The following is a 23,705-nucleotide window of genomic DNA, read 5'->3' on the forward strand; positions in this document are numbered from 1 at the left end:
AAGGAAATAAATGAATATATAAATTATTACAATAATGACAGAATCAAGTCAAATTTAAACAAAATGAGCCCGATACAATATCGAACTCATTATTATCAAAATTAATTATAAATTTGTCCAAACTTTTGGGTTCAGTCTAAATGGGTAACGGATTTTTTTGTGAAAAAATATTTTAAATATGAACTCTCTTTTTCAACAACTTCCATAAAACGGGAAGTGTTGTTACGAGAACAATTCCTATGACGATAAATTCTATGTGTTTTTTCAAATCAATACCGAATTTGTCCAAAAACAAAGCTGATAAATAATGTCCAGCAAAAATCATACTAAAAGACCACAGGACAGATCCCAAAATGTTGTTGAACATAAACTTCTTTTTGTCCATCGATGCAATTCCTGCAACTATCGGTGCAAAGGTTCTGAAAATAGGTAAAAACCTTGCGAAAATTATCGCTTTTCCACCATATTTATCGAAAAAATCTCTCGCCTGCAAAAGATACTTTTCCTTAAACCAAAAGGTATCTTTTTTATTATATAAGTAGGTTCCGCCTTTTACCCCAAACCAATATCCTACCATATTACCAAAAATTCCTGCAACAGATACTAAAGAAGACAGCAATACGACATTTGCAAAATCGTTGCCTACCGGTATTTGTTGAGTCAATGACACACTGTAAATTCCAGCTAAAAACAACAAACTGTCTCCTGGAAGAAAAAAACCTGCGAATAATCCGGTTTCAGCAAAAATTATAAAAAGGATAACAAACAACCCTATTTCTATCCCGCCAAACTGCATCTTTATATAAAACTCAGGATTTATTAGTTGTGTCCAATCAAAATTACTCATATCAATGTTTTAAAAATTCTCGGTTGTGAAAGTAATTATAATTTAGCAAAACAGCACTATATAGACAGTAGATTTGCGTTTTTTTAATAAATTTTTAATACAAAAATAGGCTCTTGTAATTCTTCACTAAAGGTCAAACGATTTCCTTTTTTAAGGAATTATTCAATCAAAATCCTATTTTTCATTTATTTTAACACCACGTTTATTTAAAACAAACAGGAATTATTTCGCCTTTGGCCAAACAATATTTCTCTACTAATTCTGGAGCGATTTTGTTGGTGTAATCTTCTTCTACAACTGTGAAGCCCATACGTCGCAGTTTGTCAAAATAATCACGACCATAAATGCGTACGTGATCGTATTGACCAAAGATTTTAGCACGCTCTTTTTGGTCGGTAATCGTATCATCAGAAAATGTCACATCTCTTTTTAAATCTTGTGGGATTTGAAGAATCGCCATTCCGCCCGGTTTCAAAACGCGATACAATTCTTGCATCGCTTTGGTATCATCAGGAATGTGTTCCAAGACGTGATTACAAAGAATAACATCATATTGGTTGTCTCCGAAAGGCAGATTACAAATATCGGCTTTTACATCGGCCAATGGCGAAAACAAATCGGTTGTAGTGTAATCAAGGTTTTTTTGCTTGCGAAACAATTTATAAAAAGCTTGTTCGGGAGCAAAATGCAATACTTTTAATACTGAATTTGTTTCAGCATCTCTTAACTTTACTCGATTAGAATTTGAAACTTGAGAATCTGAAACGGGTTCAGATTGAAAAAAATCAGTTTGTTCCTGTAAATACAACCACAACAAGCGATGTCTTTCTAAGGAAAGTGTACTTGGCGAAAGCACATTATTACGCTGCTTTTCATAACCATACGGCAACATCGACTTGAAACTTTTTCCGTCAATTGGATCGGTATATTTATCACCTTTTAATGAAAAAGCAATGATGGGACGTGCTACATAACTCAGACGAATTAAAATTGGACGAGGAATGGTATTGAGGATGAGTTTGAACGCTGATTTCATAGGGTAAAATTTAGACACGAATTTCACGAATTAGCACAAATTATTGATGCTTAAAATGAATTTCACTAACTTGAGATTATAAAATAATTCGTTTGTATTTGAGGCTGTCTTCTCCAAAATTGGATAACAGACCTAATTTATTTTTGGATGATGCCAAATAATTTAATGTTTGTCTAATATCACTATTTGTTAATTGTGAAATCGCTTTTACTTCGAATATAATTTCGCCATATAATACAAAATCAGCGACATATTTTCTAGGTAAGATAATCTCCTTATATTCTATTTCATAGCTTCTCTCTCTTTCAAAAGGAATTGAATTAATTCTAAATTCATATTCCAAAGCATCCTTATAAACCACTTCGCTATGACCTTTACCAAGAATTCTATGAACTTCCATACAAAGACCAATAATTGTATATGATTCTTCTTTTAAATAAATGTCATCCATATTAATTTATTGCTTCTGAAATTCTTATCGATTTTAATTCGTGCTAATTCGTGAAATTCGTGTAAAATTTCTAAATAACAAAAGGCACTTTTCTAAACTCATCTTCCTCGTTACTCACGATTCCTAAAGCTTGATACACATAAGCAAAAGTCGAAAGCAATTCGGGTTTTCCATCAATGATGGCTACATCGTGCTCAAAGTGTGCAGAGGGTTTGCCATCGGCTGTTGTGATTGTCCAACCGTCTTTGTGTTGCTTGATGTTTTTGGTTCCCATATTGATCATTGGTTCAATGGCGACAACCATTCCTTCGACGAAAAGTTTTCCGCGACCTCGTTTGCCATAGTTGGGCATTTCAGGGTCTTCGTGCATTTTTTGGCCCAAGCCGTGACCTACAAGTTCCCGAACAACACCATATCCGTGACTTTCGGTATATTTTTGAATGGCATTTCCAACATCCTCTACTCGATTTCCTAGTTTGAATTCCCGGATTCCAACGTAGAGTGACTCCTTAGTTACCTGCAATAATTTTTTGGTTTCCGCTACCACTTCACCAATTTCGAACGAATAAGCGTGGTCGCCGTGAAAACCATTTTTGAAAGCGCCGCAATCTACTGAAATAACGTCGCCACTTTCTAATGGTTTATTATTTGGGATGCCGTGCACTACTTGCGAATTGGGACTCATGCATAGTGAATTCGGGAAACCATATAATCCGAGGAAACTTGGAACCGCTCCGTGATCACGAATGAATTCTTCTGCTTTTTTGTCTAAATATAATGTGGTGACTCCTTCTTTAATTTCAGAAGCTATCATTCCTAAGGTTTTTGAAACAATTAAGGCACTTTCGCGCATTAATTCTATTTCCTCTCTTGTCTTTTGGATAATCATAATTCAATTTTCTGATCGCAAAAATACAATTTTAAAATTATTAATCAGGATTAGCCATTATTTTAAAAAGTTCGGAGTTGGATATTAGAAACCGATTTTCAAGTAAAATGGATGCTAATTGCGCAGTTACAAGATTATTTTCTCGAGTGTTTATCAAAAATAACGAGCTTTCTCCAAAAGTAAACAACCGTTCTTCAGATAACAACATAGCACGGTTATCATTAACTAAACCTTCAATTAAACTTCTTTGTTTAATAAGTGATTCTATTTCAATTTTTTGTGCGTTTATTTTATTGCTTAATTGCACTTTCTCTAGGCTAAGAGCAAATTCAGTTTCTTGTATTTTAAATTTAGCTAACTTTAAACTTCCCCTTTCTTTTCTTAAGAATAGTGGAAAATAAAAATTCATTCCTACTTTATAATCGTTGAAATTATAATCTTGAAAATAACGAGGATCAGATAAGTAAGAATATCCAACATCTATTTTGGGCAAAAGCATATTAGCTTTCAATTTTTTGTCAACATCTAGAATTTCAATTTTTCGCTCTAATGAAAGTATTTTGGGATGATTAATAATTGAAAAATCAGCATTAAGAAGATCATTTGTTTTTAATGTTTCTCGTATTGTTAGTACTAGTTTTTCCTCTGGGATTAAAAAATCAGAAAGTTCAACAGGAATACTGTTTTCAATCCACATAAAATTTGAAAGTTCAAGTTTGGCTTTTGATAACTTCAATTGCGAATCTTCAAGACTTAACAATCTGTTTTTTAAAATAATACCAGCTTCAATGCTATCGATAGCGGGTTTGTCACCTTGATTAATTAATTCTTTGACTCCTTTGAAACGAATTTGAGCATTAGTATTATAGGTCTCATACAACTTGACTTCGTCATAATTTCTTTTCCAGTTAAAGTAGGCGACTGCTGCATCGTACAAAACCTTAATAGCTTCTAGTTTTCTTTCAGCTTGATTCAATTGAAGTTGAATTTTCGCTTTTCTCAAGTCGGCCATTCTTTGATTGATAAAAAGTCCTTGTCCTAAAGGAACGGATATCCCAAGCGAAGTCAAGCCTTGGGTTGGCGTTTTGTTTTCGGGATCCAAATATACACCATCAGTGTTGTCAAATCCCGCCTTAATTTCCACGCCATACCAAGTTGGTATTTTGAAACTACTATTTAAAATCGAATAATATTCCTGATTTTTGAATTGTTTCTGATCGAAATCAACTTCTATCTTCGGATCAAAACCTCCTCTAGCCATCATTAGATTGGCTTGTGCAGCATTAATTTCTAAATCAGCGTTTTTTACTAAAGGATGAAATTTTTTAACATAACCCAAATATTCATTAAACGAGAACTCTTTGGATAAAGCATTCGTTTTGGGGTCGGTCGTTTGAGAATATGCAACAAAATTGAACAAGAAAAAGGCGAGAATTATGCGTTTCATTATTTTTTCTCTTTAGGTTCTTTAGTTGATTTTGTACTGTTTTTGTAATAATCTGGTGGAAAACCATTCAATACTCGCCAGATTTCAAACCAAACTGGAACAGTATTAAGTAGTGCAATAGTTTGTGCGCCAGAACCTACTCTGACTTGCGAAGGCCATTTTTCAGCGGTACTGTCTGGTGCTATAAGTACTCTAAACTTTCCATTTTCGCTAATGAAATTTTCTACAGCTACAATCTCCCCTCCAAAGGTTCCGTATGACATATCAGGCCAGCCCGAAAAAACTATAGTTGGCCAACCGTCAAACCAAACTCTAATTTTTTCTCCTTTTTTAACCAACGGCAAATCGACTGGATTAATAAAGGTTTCAACTGCTATATCGTAAGTTGATGGCATTATAGTGGCGATTGGAGTACCTTCTTTGATTGTCTCACCAATTCCTGCTTGTATCGCTCTGTTTACATATCCGTTCTGTGCCGCTTTTATATAATACAATCCGTTTCGAATACTGTAATTGGCATATTGATTCTTTAGTTTATTTACCTGTGCTTCGGTATCATATTGATCACTCAAAGCCGTAAATTGATCGCTTCTAGCTTTCGAAACTTTCTCTGCATATTCGGCTTCAATTCTGTTTATTTCAACTTTGGCATTGATGTATTCATTTTTACTCGTTAATAATTTATTTTCCTGAGTAATGATCTTGGCATCTACCTCCTGCAATTTTAATCTCTTTTCTTCCACATCAGTCATCGGTTTTAAACCTTCTTTGTTTAATTGCGTTGCACGATTAAACTGTGTATTTGCTATTTTCACTTGTGTTTTTACTGCAACAAGATCAATAGAATCGCTCTTTATTTTAAATCGTGCCTGCTTTATTTTATTAATTGCCTGCTCCGTTTTTAACTTTTTTTCATTTTCAATGGATTGGATTTGGGTAGATAAAGCTCCAACTTTAAAACTATAGGATTCTAAAGCTGACTTTTTAGCTGTTATTTGATTTTTAGTATTTTGAACAAGATTTGGATCAAAATAATCTTCTTTAATTTCGGAAATAAACATAATTGTGTCACCCTTCTTTACAAAATCTCCTTCTTTTACATACCATTTTTCGATACGCCCAGAAATGACACTCTGAATTGTCTGTGGTCTTTGATTGGGTTTTAAAGTCGTAACCGATCCTGAACCAGATATGTTTTGTGTCCAAGGTAGAAAAAGGACTATAACTCCAAAAACCGAAACTATGGCTATAATCTTATTTAAAATTTTGTAATGCGGTCTGTTATCTAGATTTTTAATTGTCTGATATTGACCCAATTTTTTAGAGAATTGACTATTCTGTGCAGATATGTTTAGCATCGTAATTTAATTTTTAGAATCAAAAATAATTTGTCCGTTGTCCATTACTATATTTCGAGTACACTTAGTTTTCCAATATGGGTTTTTCGAGGAAACAATAATAGTCCATTTATTTGCAGGAGCAGTTATTAAATCGATAATTTCATTAGCCACATTCTCATCCATAGTATCTGTTGGATCTTCATAAAATAATATTTTTGGTTTATGAATAATACTCCTTGCCAAAAGAATTTTTTGAGCATTAGAAGCAGAAAGTTGGCTGCCTTCGGGAGAAACAATAGTATTCAATCCATCGGCAAGTGTTTTGATAAAAGACGACAATTGCACGGTTTCGATCGCCCATTTGATATCTTCTTGAGTAATATTAGAATCTTTAAACGTTATATTATCTGCAATACTTCCTTCAAAGGGAGTTTCTCCATACACTATACTTCCAATTTGAGAACGATATTGTTTTAAATCGATTTTTTGAAATGTATCGTCATTAATGTAAAATGTGCCGGATATAGGCTGAATTAATCCCGATAATAAACGAATTAAGGTCGTTTTCCCAGAGCTGTTTCTTCCTTCAATACTAATTTTTTCGGATTGATTGATGTGAAGGTTTATTTTTTTAAGAATGTTCTTATCAGAATCTGGAAATTTAAAATACAAATTATCTATCTCTAATGATATCGCTGCAAAGCAACTGTTGTATTCTTTTGCAGATTCTTCCTCAAGGTTCATATCGGTTATTAATCCTATTTTTTCTACCGAAGTTAATACATCATAAAATGTTTCAAGTCCTAATATTATTTTTTCAACTGAACCAATTACAAGTAAAATAATAATTTCGGCAGCCACAAATTGTCCAATATTCATTTCTTGTGACAAAACCAAATATCCGCCAATACTAAGCAAACTAGCGGTTATAATTATTTTGAAAATTATTAATTGTGTAAATTGTCTTTTAACGACGTTAAAATGCTTTTCACGGTACTTGAGATATTCGCTTACTAGTGAATCATTTTTTTGAAGGGCATAGTCATAATTTAATTCATTTCTAAAACTAAAATTATTTCGAGCCATTTCCTGTAACCAAGCCGCAACTTTATACTTGTATTTAGATTCAAATAAACTAGTTTCTAATCCTGGATTGTATGAGTATTTAAAAATATAATACAACAAAACAAGCAACATAAAACCGAAAACAATGAAATAAGGATGATATAACGACAAAAGTAAAACACCAAAAATAATTTGCAGTAATGCTGCCGAAAAATCAATCAACAGTTTTGAAGTTCCTTTTTGAATGGACATTGTGTCGAAAAAACGATTAGCCAATTCAGGGGGATATGAGCCATACAACTCCTCGAACTTTATCCTGGGCATTCTTCCTGCAAAATCGAAAGAAGACCTAATAAATATTTTTTGTTGCAAATTTTCAGTAATCCTAAGTTGCATCATCGACAAGACCCCAACAAGTGCAACGCCAACAACCACAAGAAATACTAAAACAACCCAAGAAACACTGACTCTGCCGGATTGAATGAAATTAATAATGGCTTGGATTCCAAGTGGCAAAGAAAGACTGATCAAACCTGCAAAAATAGCATAAAAAAATAGCTGCAAAATATCTTTTTTGTCAAGAAGTAACAAATTATAATAGCGATTTAGTGGACTCATATCTATTTTTTTAATAAAGTTGAAATTAAATGAAGGTAGAAATCTGTTGGTTTTTTAGTCTCATTACAATTGGTTATAGTCTTAAGGTGATTCATCAAAAAATGTTGATGCAATGATCCTTCCACTATAGAAGAAATTAAACTTTTGGCATAAGGATATTCAGGATTAACTTCATTGACCATAAGTATGATTCTATTAATTAATCTCTTGTATATTAAAAAATAGCCTTGCTTGTTTTCCTCATCAACTTCTTTAGTATGAAGTGATTTTGTAAATTCTTGTATAATTATAGTATTTAATACAGATTCATTTATATACTCCGTATCAAAATCATCTTCGATTTTTTCAGTTACGATAGTTATAGCAATTTGCAATTTTTCAAATGGATCTGTAATATTATTTGTAGCAAAAACCAATCTGTACTCCATCCAGCTCCAATACCAAGAAGACAAATACACTAATAATTTATGTTTGTTTTCGAAATAACGATAAATTGAACTTTCATTCGACCCAATTTTTTCACCTAATTTTTTAAAGGTAAAATCATCAAAACCAATACTGTCAATTAAAAGTATGCTCTCTTCGATAATTTTTTTTCCTAATGCAGAACTCACAGGGTCTTTGACAAAGAGTTTATCGTTGACTTGAATTTTAATGTTTGATATAATTTGATCCATTTTTCGACATTTTGTTTGCAAAAATAATAGTAATACTTTTGATATCGAAATTTTATATGTTAATAAAATAGTAACTTTTTAAATTTTAATTACGATTCATCAATATCTTTGATTTATAAAAGTTCTATTCAAAAGCAATTTTTTCAAGCTGCATTTGATTGCTTTTTTGTTGCTTGTTATTTTTTCTCCTTTTGACTTTCTCTAAACAAGCCTATTTTATTTACACTTTCGTAAAGTAAATTTGCATTTACGAGTAAGCGATCGAGTTCTTGATTAAAAAATTCAGCAGTGAATTTATTCCAATGATTTGGATTTATCGAAAGTTCTCTAAAACTGTTTCCCAATGTTGTTATGTATTCTAATTTTTGACTGGCATCATTAATAAAAATTGGCGGATATAAATCATACATCAATATCCAGTTTTTGGCAATCCTAGTAATTCTGCCGTTCCCGTCGGCAAAAGGATGAATTCTTATTAATTCGTGATGAAAGTAAATTGCTTTAATAATTGGCGTTTTAATATTATCTATTTTATAAAACAACTCAGACACTAAGCTATTCAATTGTGCAGGTTCGGGGCAGATATGAGCACCAACTTGAACAAGCGTTTTTCGATAACTATTGGGATGAATGCTATTCGTTTCTGGGGAAATTAATCTCAATAGCTGAAATAATTGTACTTCTTTTTCAAAATTATTGTGCAGAATTATTTCTTCAACAACAAAGTTAAGTGCAATTTTTAAGTTTTTTAAATATTCGACCACTTCATCTTCATTTTGTGCTTCCATTTGTGCATTTTTGATGCTCAGTAGTTCTTTGAAATTATGCATTCCTTCAAGATAAATATCTAAAAGATCATCGTCTAAATGATATCTGCTAAAAAGAATCAATCTGTAAATGGATTTAACGATGCGATTAATTTCGTTAATTTTATTTTGATTAACCTCGATGAGTTCTATAGGAAGTAGTTGCATAATATTATTTGTATTGATTGAATTTATGAAATCACAGGTGTTAGTCAACAGTATTGTTTTTTGATAAATCAAAACTAAAATTAGCATTAATGATTAGTCCGTTATTATTCTGAAATACATTTCGACCGTCAACTTCTCTGCCCAATTGAAGTATCTGATTAATGTATCCAGCCTCGACTCTAACTGTGTTATCAAACCTGTAGCCAAGCAGTATTCCAACTCGGTTTTGGTCAAATATATTTTCATTGACATTTTTGCCAAATCCGATGAGGATTTCATCGTAGATTGCGAAGTAAGGAGTTTTGTTGATTATTGACTTCCCTTTCAGCGGAACTTGCAGTCTAAACATGTATCGAAACCGGTTCAAAAAAGGAAATTGATCTTCGCTTAAAAAATTTATGTTTGAATATCTGCCTACCCATCTTTGTTCCAGCATAAATCGATGTGAAAAATCTAAAATTAATAGTTTATCAGTTAGAGTAACCATTTGAAAAGCTCTATGCTCCGTAAATTCTTTTCCAAATCCATTTATTGGAATTTCACCATAAGGATAGGTTTCAATCCAAGCATATCCTAACCTGAATTGTGTTTTTGGAGTTAATTGATAATTTATGCCTAGACGCAATAATCCTTGTTGTTTGTCTAAAATGGTATTGTCACGCCTGAGTTGATATTCTGTATGAATACCGAATTTATCATCCAATTTAAAAGTTCCAAAATAATTATACCAACCTATAGTGTTATAATTATTTATCCTAGTGTTCTGAGCAGTAACAACAAAGTTTAAGAGGCCAAAAACAACAAATAAATATAATTTATATTTCATAATTGAAAAAAAATAATGGGCTGAGCAAAAGCTCAACCCAAGTTATAATTACTTTACAGGTGTATATGGCAATGACGACTTATGCACAATAATTCTAAGTTTTCCGTCTTTTCCCTTTTTAAAAACCCAAGTTTTATCAACCATAACTTCTTTACCATTCTTATCTGTTAGCCACACGTTACCCATAGTAATAGCGATTGATCCGTAAATCTGAATTCCTTCATTATTGCTACCTGCATTATCATAGCGCGCTTTTACCCATGGTGTTAGAGCAAATCCTTTGTCATTAGGATATTCCAGATCTCCCCCTATAAAATAGGCTAAAGCCCCTTTTTTGTCGTTTCTAAACGTTTGATATCCATACGCTAAAGTGGGCTTAAAAAAAACTTTCCCATTGTCATAGTTATAGGCGTCAGATAGAACTTGCTCCGCAAATGCTTTGTAGTCTCCTCCCTCTTCTTGTAAAGTGCCGATTTTCACTAAAGCATCGCACCAAGCTTGCTGAGCCGCATTGACTTCGTCGTAAGTAATGATGGTTTGCGCACCTTCTTCAACATAAACCAATCCCAGTTCATCAATTACTTTTTGAACCTCTTGGTTGGTTTGGGCAACAATCTTATCTTTTTCCTCACTAATTTTTTGTGATACTTGATTACAAGAACTCACTAAAGTTGTTACCACAACTAAACCTAAAAATATTTTTTTTGCGTTCATAATGAAATTTATTTAGTTGCCTACTTTTTTTACAGTGTTCGGCTTGTCTGTTTATTTAATATAAATATATGCAAATATAATAGCATTACTATTAATTATGAAATTTTAACTTTTATTTATATTTTCAGAATATGAGTTTTACCATATTCGAATTTTCAATACATCTGTCCAATTGTTACAAATAAAGCAATTAAGGAAAAGTGTAAATAAAAAAGAGTCCCGCAAAAATTTGCAGGACTCGCTATATAAATTCATTAGTAACTGTTACAAAAGGGAATGCCTTGTCATAACAGCTGGTTTTTCAATTCCCATTAAATCCAAAATCGTAGGAGCTAAATCTCCTAAAACACCATCATGAATGGTTTTCAATTCCTTGTCAACCAAAATAATGGGGACAGGATTTGTAGTATGTGCTGTGTTTGGACTTCCATCAGGATTAATCATCGTTTCGCAATTGCCGTGATCGGCAATAATTAACGTGGTGTAATCATTGGCCAAAGCCGCAGTTATCACTTTTTCGACACATTTATCAACCGCTTCACAAGCTTGTATTGCCGCACTCATAACACCAGTATGCCCCACCATATCGCCATTGGCAAAATTAAGACAAACAAAATCAACCTCGCCTTTATTCAATTCTGGAACCAAAGCATCAGCTAATTCGAAAGCACTCATTTCAGGTTGCAAATCATAAGTGGCTACTTTCGGAGAATTTTTCAAGATTCGGCTTTCGCCAATAAAAGGCAATTCTCTTCCACCAGAAAAGAAAAATGTCACGTGAGGATATTTCTCGGTTTCGGCGATTCTTATTTGTTTTCTGTTTGCTTTTTCTAAAACTTCTCCAAGAGTTTCAGTAACGTTGTCTTTGTTGTAAACCACTTTTACGTTGTCATAGGTTTCATCATAATTGGTCAACGTAACATAATACAAATTGAGTTTGTGCATATTCTGTTCGTGAAAATCTTTTTGAGAAAGCGTTTCGGTCAATTCGCGACCTCTATCGGTTCTGAAATTAAAGAAAACAACAACATCATTTTCTTTAATGGTTGCCAAAGGTTCATCATTGCTATCAACCATAATAATAGGATTGACAAATTCGTCGGTTACATTACTTTCATAACTTTCTTTGATGCTTTTTACAGCGTCTTTTGAAGGAGTTCCTGTTCCGTTTACCAATAAATCGTAGGCGATTTTTACTCTTTCCCAACGTTTGTCGCGGTCCATTGCGTAATATCTCCCCACGACCGAAGCAATTTTTGCCGAAGTATTGGAAATATAATTTTCTAAATTTTGAATGTAAGTTGCTCCCGATTTTGGATCCACATCACGACCATCTGTAAAAGCGTGAACGAATACTTTTTGCAATCCGAAAGCTTGAGTTGCATCAATCAAACCTCGTAAATGTGAAGTATGTGAATGCACACCACCATCAGAAACCAATCCAAGAAGGTGAAGATTTACGTTTTTGTCTTTGGCATATTGAAATGCGTCAACCAATACTCGTTCTTGTGCCATTGAATTATTGGCTACAGCCAAATTAATTTTGGCCAAATCTTGATACACAATTCTTCCAGCTCCAAGGTTCATATGTCCCACTTCGGAATTTCCCATTTGTCCTTCAGGCAAACCTACGTTTAAACCATCTGTTCGAAGTTGTCCAACAGGATATTTTGTATATAAACTTTTGATAAAAGGAATGTTTGCATTGTCTATTGCGGAAACTTTAGGGTCAGGAGAATTTCCCCAACCGTCGAGAATCATAAGGATTACTTTTTTGCTCATTTTGATAAATTTTTATACAAAGATAACCCTTTCCAAAAAAATATAAGTACGTCAAAACTACTATTATATATAAAAAATAGAAGTACAACAAATACTTAAAAATCTGTTGTAAAACCTCTCAATTTATGCAATGAAAAATCTTCGAAAACCATGTTGAAAAAACATAATTTTTGAAGATTATTTTGTACGATATAAAAATTTTGAAAATTTAGAATTGCGCATTATCGCTTCCTTTTCAGGGAATTATAGTCGATATAGTAGCGAAGACTAATAGAAAATATACTAGTCAAATTAGCATCAAACACATTGGAGAGATTGGTAGAGATACTTTTTTCGACAACATTTGTGCTTTCTGTAGCATAATTTCTATATAAAATAGCGATTTCGCTTGCAGGAGCAAACCACCATGAATAGGATAAATCGAAGTTCCAAGAATTGAAATTCCTATTTCTATTTTTGTCATAAGTTGTATTAGTAGCTAAATGGCCGTCGTCTTGGAGAGTGAAAAATTCGTGGTTATCAGCATACGACCAATAGTATCTTGCAACAAGATTTACAGACATTTTATTGGTAATCGAATATTTACCTGTAAAATAATGATCTACAATTTCACGGTTGCGCTCCGCAAAAATGACATCATCATCAACAAATCCTACCCAACCACGATCATTGACTCTTCTTGTATAGATTAGATTATACGACAATGAAAATTTATCACTAAAACGGTTACTGATTGCCGGTGAAATCATGTATATCGCTCTGCCTTGCTCGTTAAATTTTTCAATTGAGCCATCAATATCTATAGTAAACTTTTTGTTGTCGTTTGACGCAAAGTACAAATAACCAAGGATACTTTGTGGCACAAAAACATATATACCAGATACTCTGGGTTCGTAAAAATTATATCTATCAAATGGACTTACTTGCGCTTTCACTTCCCAAGTTTGATTTTTTTTATTAATGGCAGCAAACTTGGCTTGATACCAAGCTTCCTGAAATTTTCCAGTTGTGTTTTGAATTTCTAAATTAACATTTTGAGAAGCTTTGAAAGAGTTAAAAATTTTGGTTGGATTAATGATTCTATAACTCATTTCTGCATAAGCAGAATGGTAGTTATTGATAAAAATAATTCCTAAGTCATTAACGTCGTATGATTCAGACAAATATTTTCCAGCAAGCAAATACCTATATTTTCCACTTGTTTTGGCAAAATTTAATTGGGTTTTAAAACCATCATAATTTTCTAATCCATTATTCAAAAGCGTATAAAAATCGTTATTCTTGACTGTACTGTATTTAAAATCGCCTGATAATTTATAAGTATTGGCTTTGGTATTTAAATCGAATACTAATGCCGAAACATTGGCGTCGCGAAAATCTCCATTCCTAACCGTGTTGGTATTGACCAAAGTTACTGAAGAATTTTGATTGAAGCGCTGATCCATAACGAGAACATTATAATTCACTAAAGGCTCAATAATTTCTTTGCGTGTTTCGCCAGTGTCCGTATTTTCTAATGTGGCAAATGTTTTTTCGGTAATGGCATTCAAAAATCCGATGCCTAGTCCTTTTTCTGTTCTGCCAGACACTTTAACAGCATTCAATAAATCAGTAGAGCTTGGATAATCGGTTAATTCTTCATTGGAATTTACTGTAGGTTCGGTATGTGGTTCGCCACCAATTCTTCTCGAATAAAAGAGATTTCCTTTCGAAAACAAATCGGCTGCTTCTGTAAAAAATGACCTATTTTCGTCAAATTGCTGCTCGAAAGGCTCGAGATTAAGAATGGCGTTGTCGAATTTTGTTTGCCCAAAATCAGGCACTAAGATGGCGTCGAGGGTAAAGGCATCATTGATCCCGTATTTGATATCCATACCTGCTTTGAAAGTCTTGTCAGAAACGTAGTCATCTTGTTGATAATAAGCAGAAGTATAAGGAATAAAGAAAAGACGGGTTGGCGTTTTTATATTTTCTATTCCCTCTAGAATTCCTTCTTGAGTAATTACAGCTCCAATTTTTGTATCAACAAAATTCCAGGTGTATACTTGATCAAAATCACCTCGCAAAATATCTCTTCTAAAATTTAATCCCCAAGTTTGCTTTGTGCCATTCGAAAATCGCAATGCTGCATAAGGAATTTTTATTTCGACAACCCAACCAAAATCGGTAAGTTTCACTTCACTATCCCAAATGGCATCCCAATTAAAATCTTCATCTGATTCTGTTGCTAAACAATCCATTTGAACTCCAGCAGCACTTACAAAAAATCGAAAATTTTGCTGCCCATCATTATTTCCGTTTATAAAAACTGAAAAAACATCGGCAACACCAAATTCATCTCTATTCGTTAATTCTCTTGCAATTTTGTTGGGTTCTTCATCGTATAATATTGCCGATACATAAACCGCACTATTATCATAAAGGACTTTTACATTAGTTTTTTTGCTGTCGCTGATTGGCTTCCCATTGTCGGGTTCATACATAATAAAATCAGTAGCAATATCCGCAGTTTTCCACGCTTCTTCATTTATTTTGCCGTCAATAGAAATATTCTCCGAAGTATATTTAGCCTGAAGTTTCTTTTTTTGGCTGGAAGTGCTAAGACTAAAAAAAACAAAAAAAAGTACAAATAAAAACTGAAACTTCGGCATAAATTAAGATAATGGTTGAGCAAAAATAGTACAATTAACACAAAAAGCAAGCGAAATGTGATTTTTAAAACCTCGGATTTATGCTATTAAAAATAACAAAATCATATTTTTTTCTTAATTAACATTAAAATTTATATTTCTACTGTACATTTGCGTACCCAAATTTAATTTCTAATCTAAACTGTTTCAATGATTTATAAGATATTTCCTGTGTCATTGTTTTTACTACTTTCTGTCTTTTATAATAAAACAAATTTTACTAATCCTGTAAAATCAGAAAAAAAAGAAGTGGCAAGTGTTTCGATCCCAAGTTCCGATTCAAACATTGTAACCCTATACAACAACTTAAATTCAAATCATTTTGCCTTACCGAATCTTGAAAGTTTTAAAGAAGCCCTGAAAGGTTTTTATTCATTGAAAGAGAAAGGATTAGTCCAAAAAGATATTTTGACCTTAGTCGATTTTAGTTTGTCATCTAACGTTAAAAGACTTTGGGTAATCGATTTGGCCACCAACACTATTTTATACAATTCCTTAGTTGCACACGGAAGAAATACTGGTGAGGAATTTGCTAACAGTTTTTCGAATGCCAATAGCTCTTTTAAAAGTAGTTTGGGATTTTATCTTACAGGTGAAACTTACAATGGCAAACACGGTATGTCCCTCAAATTAGACGGTCTAGAAAAAGGTGTAAACGATAACGCAAGAGAAAGAGGTGTGGTCATTCATGCCGCAAATTATGTTTCAAATTCTTTCATAAAATACAATAAAAGATTGGGAAGAAGTCAAGGATGTCCTGCGATTCCTGAAGAATCTTTAAAGGAAATTGTCAGCACGATAAAAGACAAATCTTGCCTTTTCATATACCATCCATCTAGAAGTTTCGAAAAAATTTCTGCTTTATTTTCCTAATTTCTGATACAAATCCGTATCAAGATTGTAAATGTCGTCTCTAAAAATCAATTTGTTGTTTTCGCTCCAAGCGGTCCAATATAAAATGTGAACTTTAACATCATCTTTTATTTTGATGTATTTTGTTTTTTTACTTTCCAATGTTTCCGTAATTTTTTCTATATTCCAGTTGACCTCATCGGCAAGTATATATTCCGCAAGTTTTAATGGATTTTCAACTCGAACACAACCAGAACTTAACGAACGTTTTTGTTTCCCGAAAAAATCTCTGTGATTCGTATCGTGTAAATAAATCGAAAAGTGATTTGGAAACATCAATTTTACCATTCCTAATGAATTAAAAGTGCCTGGACTCTGTACATAACGGTAGCCATTTGCGTTCGAAAGTTTCCAGTCTTTTGCAGAAACTTCTTTTCCATTTCGGTCATAAACAGTCATATTGGTTTGAGCCAAATAATTTCGATTTCTTGAAATAGCGGGAATTACATCTTCCCTTATTATTGTTGGCGGAACTGTCCAAGTAGGATTCAAAACTACATTAGATAATTTTGACGATAGCACTGGAGTTGGTCTTTTGTCTCTTCCCACGACGACTTTGTGAGTTCGTATTGTATCTCCATCTTTGACTAAAATCAATTTATAATCAGGAATATTTACAATCACATATTCGTTTCCCATTTCCTTTGGAAACCATTTCCAACGCTCTAGATTGGCAACAATTTGCTCTTTTCGTCTCTTTTTCGAAAAATTGAGCGCATCAACAGTTGCTTTTCCAATAACTCCATCAGCAGCTAATCCGTGACGAATTTGAAATTTTTTCATCGCGTCATTGGCTTCACTGTCGTAAATGTTAGAAAGACTGTCTTTTGGTTCCATATCTTTCCAATAAATCAATCTTTTTTTAATGGCAATTAAGGATGGATTGGTGTCGTTTAAGACGATTTTGTTTGCAAGTACAATTGATGTAAAATCATCATTTGGAAAACTATTAATGATTTTTAGCGCTTTTTTAAGACTTTTATAAACAAGAGGATTGGGTTTTAATTGTTCAATTTTAAAAGTTAGCGAATCACTTTTTATCATAGTTGCTATGGTTTCGTTAACATCTAAAGCATTCCTCTTTAAATCCCAATTTTTGTAAAGATTCCAAGGATTTAATTGTCCATTGCTCAAATGCTTAATGTATTTTTGAAGGCTGTGCGTAAGTAAAATATCATAATTTGCTCTTTCTTTGTCTTTCAAAATGGCGTAATTTTTTTCAAATTTCTGCAACTTATTTACATTATAATTAGCCGGATTTAGACCTTCTTCATCGGAATTCAAAAGCTGGCTTAAAATAATTTTTCTATCGTTTTTGGATTGCCAAACCGACTTAAAAGCCGACAATAAATAAAACTCTTTCAGCACCTTACTATCGAAAGGCTTTAGTGAAAGACTGTCTATCTCCACCGCCTTCCCATCGGCAATAATCACCGGAATAAGTTTAGGAATTGGAGCGCTACTCTTTTTTTTCGGTTCCTTTTCGCAACTGAAAACTGTGAAAACCAATAGAAAAAGTAAAAATTTATTCATTTTTTGTGTTTTTTAGTTTTGGTAAATTTTAATCAAAAACTACCCTTTTAAACAGTACCAAATTTAAAAGAATTGACCAAGGTTGCAAAATCATGCCTATCGAAAAATAATGAATTTATAATGATTTAGTTTTAAAACCATTACAAAAAATTAATGCCATTTTATAAGAATTTCAAAAAAAACTTGCAAAGAAGCCAACTTATTATTTATATTTGCACAGTTGTAATGCGAAAGTAGCTCAGTTGGTAGAGCTCCAGCCTTCCAAGCTGGTTGTCGCGAGTTCGAGCCTCGTCTTTCGCTCCATAAACCTCATCTTCCGTCAGGAGATGAGGTTTTTTCATTTTAAAAAACTAAAATCTGATCCGCTTTCCAATTCTGTAGGAGTTTGATTTTGTCTAAAAAGCCGAGCCGTCAAATCGCCTTTCAATATTATTTTGTTGCCTTTTACCTCCAGCCAACTTCCTTCTCGTAATCCCAAAACTGGAATAGTATTAAACGAATGAAATTCTTTTATTCTAGTTTCTCGCGTTTCTACCATATGATTTGATTGAGCATCAGCATCTAAATAGTGCGGATTTAAATTGAAAGGAATTATTCCTAATGTTTTAAAACTTGGCGGATAAATGATAGGCATGTCATTAGTGGTTTGCATCGTTAGGCCGCAAATATTACTTCCTGCACTTGTTCCTAAATAAGGCGTTCCACTTTTAATAGCTTCAGCAAGAACATTCATAATATCATTCCTATACAATTGAGTAACCAATAAAAAAGTATTTCCGCCGCCTACAAAAATTGCTTCTGCATTTTTAATTGCAGTTGAATTATCTTCAAACTGATGGATTCCTTTGACCGCCTTTCCAATTTTGGCGAAAGCCTGCGCCACTATCTCTGTATATTCTTCGTGAGTAATGCCGCTAGGTCGAGCATAAGGGATAAATAAAATTGTTTTACAGTGTTCGAAATGGATTTTTAATTCCTCCAACAAATAGTCTAAATAATCGCCACCGTGAAGCGAAGATGTACTTGCAATAATCATATTTTTAGGCATAGTCGCAACAAAATAAGTTTTGGTTAAAGATACGAAATCGCAGCTTTAAAGTAGCTTTTCGAAAATTTTAATTAACATTTTTTTACCAAGTCCTTACTATTTAATTTGGAATACAGTACCCTACTTTTACAGCGCCAAAAAAACAGAAAATTGCTATTACGAAAGTTTGAATTCCTATTATTACTTCTTTGCCAAATCACTTTTGGTCAAATTGCTGGCGAAAAAATACTTCACGGAAAAATAATAGTAGAATCTGGAAATCCTGCTGGAGTTGCTATAATTAATTTAGTTAATGAAAAAAGCACTGTAAGCGATAGCGATGGTAACTTTTCTATTTTGGCAAAAGCCGATGACTTATTGGTTTTTTCTTCGTTAAATTTAGAATATTACCGAAGAATTGTTGAAGAAGAAGATTTGAAAAAAGATGTAATTATCATAAAAATGACCGCGAAAATTACCGAACTCGAAGAAGTAATCGTAAACAAATATCCACAAATAAATGCAGTCGAGCTGGGTATTTCTCCTAAAGGAATAAAAAAAAATACTCCAGCTGAACGAAGATTATATACAGCAAATTCAACTTCTGGAGATGCTCTTTTAAATATGATATCAGGTCGGACAGCAATGCTAAAAAAAGAAATTGAAGTAGAAAAGAAAGAGCATTTATTAGTCTTATTTGGTTCGCTTTTTGACGATGCCTTTTTCACGAAAACATTAAAAATTCCTAATGATTATATTAAAGGATTTCAATATTACTGCGTAGAAGATGGAAGGATTTCAGAAATTTTAAAGTCAAAAAACAAAACTAAAATAGAGTTTTTGATAATTCCTTTAGCAGCAAAATACAACCAAATACTTTCTAATGAAAAATAAGACCGCAATAGAACCTATTTTCTCATGCAAAAAAAGAAAAAGTCATAAGATTTACTACTTTTGGAAAATGAAAAAACAAATTGTTTCTCTTTTACTGACGATCCTTTTATTTACGACATCTGCAGCTACTATTCATAAATTTCATATGGCTTTGTACCAAATAAATTATGCTTCAGAGAAGAAAATGCTTCAAATTACTTCGCGAATACATATCGACGATTTAAATAAGGCACTTGAAAAAAATTATAACAAAAAAATTTCTGTCGAAAACGAAAATAGTAGTCCTGAAAAATTATTGTTAGAAAAATATTTATCCGATCGGTTTTCGATAAAAGTAAATGGTCAAGGTATGCCTATGAATTTTTTGAGTAAAGAAATAGATGGCGACGAACTTGTGTGCTATTGGAACATTAAAAATATATCTAAAATAAAAACTCTAGAAGTAAAGTGCACCATTTTAATCGAATGTTTTTCTGATCAACAAAACATGATTAATATTACCGTTTTGGGCGCTAAAAAAAGTTTCCTTTTACTAAATTCAATTACTTCTCAATTGTTAAACTATTAATTCCAAATTATGAGCCAAACGACAAACAACTTTCATTCTATGAAAAACACCATAATATTATTATTATTTATTTCCCCAATGCTTGTTGTAGCACAAACTACTAGTACCGAGAAAGCGGGAAAAGAATCTGAACGATATGATTCCAATAAATTTAGTCAAATGTATGATTTATTGGCAACACCTAATATGTTTCGTACGGCATCTGGTGCTCCAGGACCAGCATATTATCAGCAACAAGCCGATTATAAAATTGACATTGAGTTAGATGACAAGAATTCGAAATTAAGTGGTTCGGAAACCATTACCTATTATAATAATTCTCCCGATACATTGCAATATTTATGGCTCCAATTAGACCAAAATCAAGCTGCAAAAAATTCGCAATCGCCTTTAGCCGAAAACCAAAAAACGCAAGAAGTATTCACTCCTAATAGTTTTGCTAATAAATTCTTGAAACAAGGATTGGAACGCGGTTTTAACATTGAGTATATTATGGACTCCAAAGGAAATGCGCTGCCATATACAATAAATCAAACGATGATGCGGGTTGATTTGCCAACTCAGATGAAACCAGGAGAAAAAATATCTCTTTCTATCAAATGGTGGTATAATATCAATAATTACAAACAAGATGAAGGTAGATCGGGTTATGAATTGTTCGAAAAAGACGGCAATAAACTCTATGTAATTGCGCAATTCTATCCAAGAATGGCGGTGTATAACGATGTTGAAGGTTGGCAAAATATGCAGTTTTGGGGAAGTGGGGAATTTGCACTGCCGTTCGGAAATTTTGATGTAAACATCACAGTTCCTGCAGACCACGTTTTGAACGCAACTGGTGAATTGATAAATAGAAACGAGGTCTTTACCGCTGCTCAAGTAAAACGATATGAATTAGCTCAAAAAACATTTGACAAACCCGTTGTTATTGTCACACAAGCTGAAGCGGAAATTGCTGAAAAAGGATTTTCGGACGAGAAAAAAACTTGGAAATTTACTGCTAAGAATGTACGAGACTTTGGAATTGCAACTTCCAGAAAGTTTATTTACGATGCAATGGCGGTGCAATTGAATGGAAAAATTGTAATGGCAGAATCAGTTTATCCAAAAGAGAGTAATCCGCTATGGGGAGAAACTTCTACTTTGATGGTTGCCCACACCTTAAAAAGTTATTCCTCACATACATTTGACTATCCTTATCCAAAAGCAGTTTCGGTTTCTGCCGAAGACCAAGGAATGGAATACCCAATGATTTGCTGGAATTTTGGCCGACCTGATGAAAATGGATTTACAAGTACACAGGTCAAAAACGGAATGATTGGAGTAGTAATTCACGAAGTGGGACATAACTTTTTTCCAATGATAGTCAATTCAGACGAGCGTCAATGGACTTGGATGGATGAAGGTCTCAATAGCTTTATGCAATATATGGCCGAGCAAGAGTTAGGAATAAATTTCCCTTCTCGACGAGGTCCTGCAAAAAACATTATTCCCTATATGAGTGGTGATAAAAATTTCTTGGAACCAATTATGTCCAATTCCGAGAGCATTATCGAATTTGGAAACAATGCTTACGGAAAACCAGCAGCAGGTTTAAACATTTTGAGAGAAACCATCATGGGAAGAGAACTATTTGACTATGCTTTCAAAGTATATGCCAATCGTTGGAAATTCAAACATCCTACTCCCGAAGATTTTTTTAGAACTATGGAAGATGCCTCTGCAGTAGATTTAGATTGGTTTTTTAGAGGTTGGTTTTACTCAACCGATTATGTTGACATCGGGATTAAAGAAGTAAAGCAATATTACGTTACCGAAACGCCAACCACTGCATTGAAAGATATTAAAATTAATAAAAGACGCTTTGGCAAAGAAAACGGACCTTATCTATACTTGGTTTCAGACAATAATTTAGAATTAAGTGCTGATAAAGAACAAGCTTTTCAAGTTGATTCTGTCAAATTGCTTTCGGATTATGTCGCTCAAAAATTTACGGTTGAAGAAAAAGCGACGATGAAAAATCCTAAATACTTTTATGAAGTAGAGTTTAACAAACCTGGAGGAATGCTGATGCCTATAATCGTAGAAATAACTTATGACGATAATTCAAAAGAAAACTTTAAATTTCCCGCGCAAATTTGGAGAAAAAATAATGAAACAGCTAAAAGAGTTTTTGCGACTGAAAAACTGATTAGATCTATTCAGATTGACCCAAAACTTGAAACTGCAGATATTGATGTAACCAATAATCGCTGGCCTAAAGTTGAGCCGAAATCGAAATTTGATTAATGTTAATTAATATTTAATTACTCTATTTTGTAACTATACATCTTTGTAACTTTGCAACTCAAAAAATAGATTATGTTTGGAATTGGTGGAGGCGAATTAATTTTTATACTATTTGTTGTTCTAATGCTTTTCGGTTCTGATAAAGTTCCTGAAATGGCGCGTACAATGGGAAAAGCAATGGCACAATTAAAAAACGCCACAAACGACATCAAAAATGAAATTCAAAAAGGAGCTGAAGCCAATGGTTTCGACCAAAATATGTTGAGCGATTTAACGAACAATATCACCTCAGAAATCAATACTGCCAAAACCAATTTGCTTGGAGATTCCAATCCCTTACGAATTTCGGATAACTTTTCGTCCGAAATTGACAAAGTAAAAAGCAGTATAAGCACCGGAAATTTAACTTCAGCAGCAGAACCTTCGACACCTGAAGCGTTAGAAATTGAAAATACTAAAGATGCTGTAATTCCCGAAACAACAACAAAAACAGCAGAGATTGAAGAACACACTGGACCCATAAAACGCAAAAAATAATGTTGGGAAAAATCCTTTCGCTCGACGAAAAATTATTTATTTATTTAAATAGTCTAGGCTCGGAAAAATATGACGGAATCTGGCTATTAATTACAAAACAAACTTCTTGGATACCGCTTTTTTTGGTTTTATTATACTTAATTTTAAAGGAATTGGGAACAAAGAAAACGTTGCATTTGCTTTTGTTCGTGGCTATTTTGTTGCTTTTTACGGATCAAATTACCAACTTATTCAAAAACGGTTTTCAAAGACTTCGCCCTTGTAACAATCCAGAAATAAATTCTATTATTCGAGTAGTACAATCCCGAACATCATTTAGTTTTTTCTCAGGTCATGCTGCTAACACAATGGCTGTGACCACATTTTTGTACTTGATTTTCAAAAAGAATTTTAAATACTTTTGGTTGCTTTTTTTATGGCCGTTAATCTTCGCTTATAGCCGAATATACTTGGGATTACATTATCCTTTAGATATTATTTGTGGGTATTTGTTTGGAACGCTATTGGGATTTTTGATGTTCAAATTGTATCAAAAAGCGCAGAAAAGAAATTTTCCAACCTAAGGTCATTGCGAGGAACGAATCAATCT

General features: G+C 33.1%; 21 protein-coding genes, 1 tRNA gene and 1 pseudogene. 8 read left to right on the forward strand and 15 right to left on the reverse strand.

Features of this window, described 5'->3' with window-relative positions; translation table 11 throughout:
- Nucleotides 1-105, forward strand: a 105-nt coding sequence (locus RMO83_RS05680; RefSeq protein WP_310558707.1) for an IS3 family transposase, incomplete at its 5' end; no start/stop codon positions are given.
- A 67-nt stretch (nt 106-172) separates the two neighbouring features.
- Here the strand turns inward: RMO83_RS05680 and RMO83_RS05685 are convergent.
- The 13 genes from RMO83_RS05685 to RMO83_RS05745 form a co-directional block, all read right to left on the reverse strand.
- Nucleotides 173-847, reverse strand: a complete 675-nt coding sequence (locus tag RMO83_RS05685; protein ID WP_310558708.1) for a DedA family protein — start codon at nt 845-847, stop codon at nt 173-175.
- 202 nt (nt 848-1,049) lie between these two features.
- Nucleotides 1,050-1,883 carry a methyltransferase domain-containing protein gene (locus RMO83_RS05690; RefSeq protein ID WP_310558709.1) on the reverse strand — a complete coding sequence of 278 codons (834 nt, stop codon included), beginning with the start codon at nt 1,881-1,883 and terminating at the stop codon, nt 1,050-1,052.
- 76 nt (nt 1,884-1,959) lie between these two features.
- Complete coding sequence (locus tag RMO83_RS05695) at nt 1,960-2,334, reverse strand: GxxExxY protein (RefSeq protein WP_310558710.1); 375 nt, start codon at nt 2,332-2,334, stop codon at nt 1,960-1,962.
- 70 nt (nt 2,335-2,404) lie between these two features.
- Entirely contained in the window at nt 2,405-3,223 is an 819-nt protein-coding gene (map, locus tag RMO83_RS05700) for a type I methionyl aminopeptidase (RefSeq protein WP_310558711.1), read from the reverse strand.
- A 40-nt stretch (nt 3,224-3,263) separates the two neighbouring features.
- Entirely contained in the window at nt 3,264-4,670 is a 1,407-nt protein-coding gene (locus RMO83_RS05705; RefSeq protein ID WP_310558712.1) for a TolC family protein, read from the reverse strand.
- Nucleotides 4,670-6,028 (reverse strand): biotin/lipoyl-binding protein, encoded by a 1,359-nt coding sequence (locus tag RMO83_RS05710; protein WP_310558713.1) that lies wholly within the window; start codon nt 6,026-6,028, stop codon nt 4,670-4,672. Before RMO83_RS05710 ends, RMO83_RS05705 begins: the two co-directional genes overlap by 1 nt.
- Nucleotides 6,029-6,034: 6 nt before the next feature.
- Complete coding sequence (locus RMO83_RS05715) at nt 6,035-7,693, reverse strand: ATP-binding cassette domain-containing protein (RefSeq protein WP_310558714.1); 1,659 nt, start codon at nt 7,691-7,693, stop codon at nt 6,035-6,037.
- A gap of 2 nt (nt 7,694-7,695) precedes the next feature.
- Complete coding sequence (locus tag RMO83_RS05720) at nt 7,696-8,370, reverse strand: TetR/AcrR family transcriptional regulator (protein WP_310558715.1); 675 nt, start codon at nt 8,368-8,370, stop codon at nt 7,696-7,698.
- 176 nt (nt 8,371-8,546) lie between these two features.
- Nucleotides 8,547-9,344, reverse strand: coding sequence for a Fic family protein (locus RMO83_RS05725; protein WP_310558716.1), 798 nt, complete (start codon nt 9,342-9,344; stop codon nt 8,547-8,549).
- Nucleotides 9,345-9,384: 40 nt separating this feature from the next.
- On the reverse strand, nt 9,385-10,170 hold the full coding sequence (locus tag RMO83_RS05730) for a DUF2490 domain-containing protein (RefSeq protein ID WP_310558717.1): 786 nt from the start codon (nt 10,168-10,170) through the stop codon (nt 9,385-9,387).
- Between the two features lie 48 nt (nt 10,171-10,218).
- Nucleotides 10,219-10,884 (reverse strand): hypothetical protein, encoded by a 666-nt coding sequence (locus RMO83_RS05735; protein ID WP_310558718.1) that lies wholly within the window; start codon nt 10,882-10,884, stop codon nt 10,219-10,221.
- 264 nt (nt 10,885-11,148) lie between these two features.
- Nucleotides 11,149-12,666, reverse strand: a complete 1,518-nt coding sequence (gene gpmI, locus RMO83_RS05740; protein ID WP_310558719.1) for a 2,3-bisphosphoglycerate-independent phosphoglycerate mutase — start codon at nt 12,664-12,666, stop codon at nt 11,149-11,151.
- 221 nt (nt 12,667-12,887) lie between these two features.
- Nucleotides 12,888-15,317 carry a DUF5916 domain-containing protein gene (locus tag RMO83_RS05745; protein ID WP_310558720.1) on the reverse strand — a complete coding sequence of 810 codons (2,430 nt, stop codon included), beginning with the start codon at nt 15,315-15,317 and terminating at the stop codon, nt 12,888-12,890.
- Between the two features lie 189 nt (nt 15,318-15,506).
- Here RMO83_RS05745 and RMO83_RS05750 point away from each other — a divergent pair, with 189 nt between their 5' ends.
- Entirely contained in the window at nt 15,507-16,229 is a 723-nt protein-coding gene (locus tag RMO83_RS05750; RefSeq protein ID WP_310558721.1) for a murein L,D-transpeptidase catalytic domain family protein, read from the forward strand.
- Here the strand turns inward: RMO83_RS05750 and RMO83_RS05755 are convergent.
- A complete protein-coding gene (locus tag RMO83_RS05755) occupies nt 16,218-17,801 on the reverse strand; it encodes a L,D-transpeptidase family protein (RefSeq protein ID WP_310558722.1) in 1,584 nt (527 codons plus the stop codon). The two genes, RMO83_RS05750 and RMO83_RS05755, sit on opposite strands and share 12 nt — an antisense overlap.
- A 227-nt stretch (nt 17,802-18,028) precedes the next feature.
- Here RMO83_RS05755 and RMO83_RS05760 point away from each other — a divergent pair.
- Nucleotides 18,029-18,104, forward strand: a tRNA-Gly gene (locus RMO83_RS05760).
- 34 nt (nt 18,105-18,138) lie between these two features.
- Here the strand turns inward: RMO83_RS05760 and pepE are convergent.
- Entirely contained in the window at nt 18,139-18,837 is a 699-nt protein-coding gene (gene pepE, locus RMO83_RS05765) for a dipeptidase PepE (RefSeq protein ID WP_310558723.1), read from the reverse strand.
- A 162-nt stretch (nt 18,838-18,999) separates the two neighbouring features.
- On the opposite strand from pepE, the gene RMO83_RS05770 reads away from it, so the two are divergent.
- The 5 genes and pseudogenes from RMO83_RS05770 to RMO83_RS05790 all read left to right on the forward strand — a co-directional run bounded on the left by RMO83_RS05770 (nt 19,000) and on the right by RMO83_RS05790 (nt 23,679).
- On the forward strand, nt 19,000-19,722 hold the full coding sequence (locus RMO83_RS05770; protein WP_310558724.1) for a hypothetical protein: 723 nt from the start codon (nt 19,000-19,002) through the stop codon (nt 19,720-19,722).
- A gap of 67 nt (nt 19,723-19,789) precedes the next feature.
- Nucleotides 19,790-20,290, forward strand: a complete 501-nt coding sequence (locus RMO83_RS05775; RefSeq protein WP_310558725.1) for a DUF6702 family protein — start codon at nt 19,790-19,792, stop codon at nt 20,288-20,290.
- A 39-nt stretch (nt 20,291-20,329) separates the two neighbouring features.
- Nucleotides 20,330-22,579, forward strand: a complete 2,250-nt coding sequence (locus tag RMO83_RS05780; protein WP_310558726.1) for a M1 family metallopeptidase — start codon at nt 20,330-20,332, stop codon at nt 22,577-22,579.
- A 72-nt stretch (nt 22,580-22,651) separates the two neighbouring features.
- Nucleotides 22,652-22,975: pseudogene (locus RMO83_RS16990) on the forward strand (twin-arginine translocase TatA/TatE family subunit); the annotation flags it as partial.
- 140 nt (nt 22,976-23,115) lie between these two features.
- On the forward strand, nt 23,116-23,679 hold the full coding sequence (locus RMO83_RS05790; RefSeq protein ID WP_310558727.1) for a phosphatase PAP2 family protein: 564 nt from the start codon (nt 23,116-23,118) through the stop codon (nt 23,677-23,679).
- Nucleotides 23,680-23,705: the final 26 nt, after the last annotated feature.

Source organism: Flavobacterium sp. (genome assembly GCF_031423415.1).
Lineage (GTDB): Bacteria > Bacteroidota > Bacteroidia > Flavobacteriales > Flavobacteriaceae > Flavobacterium.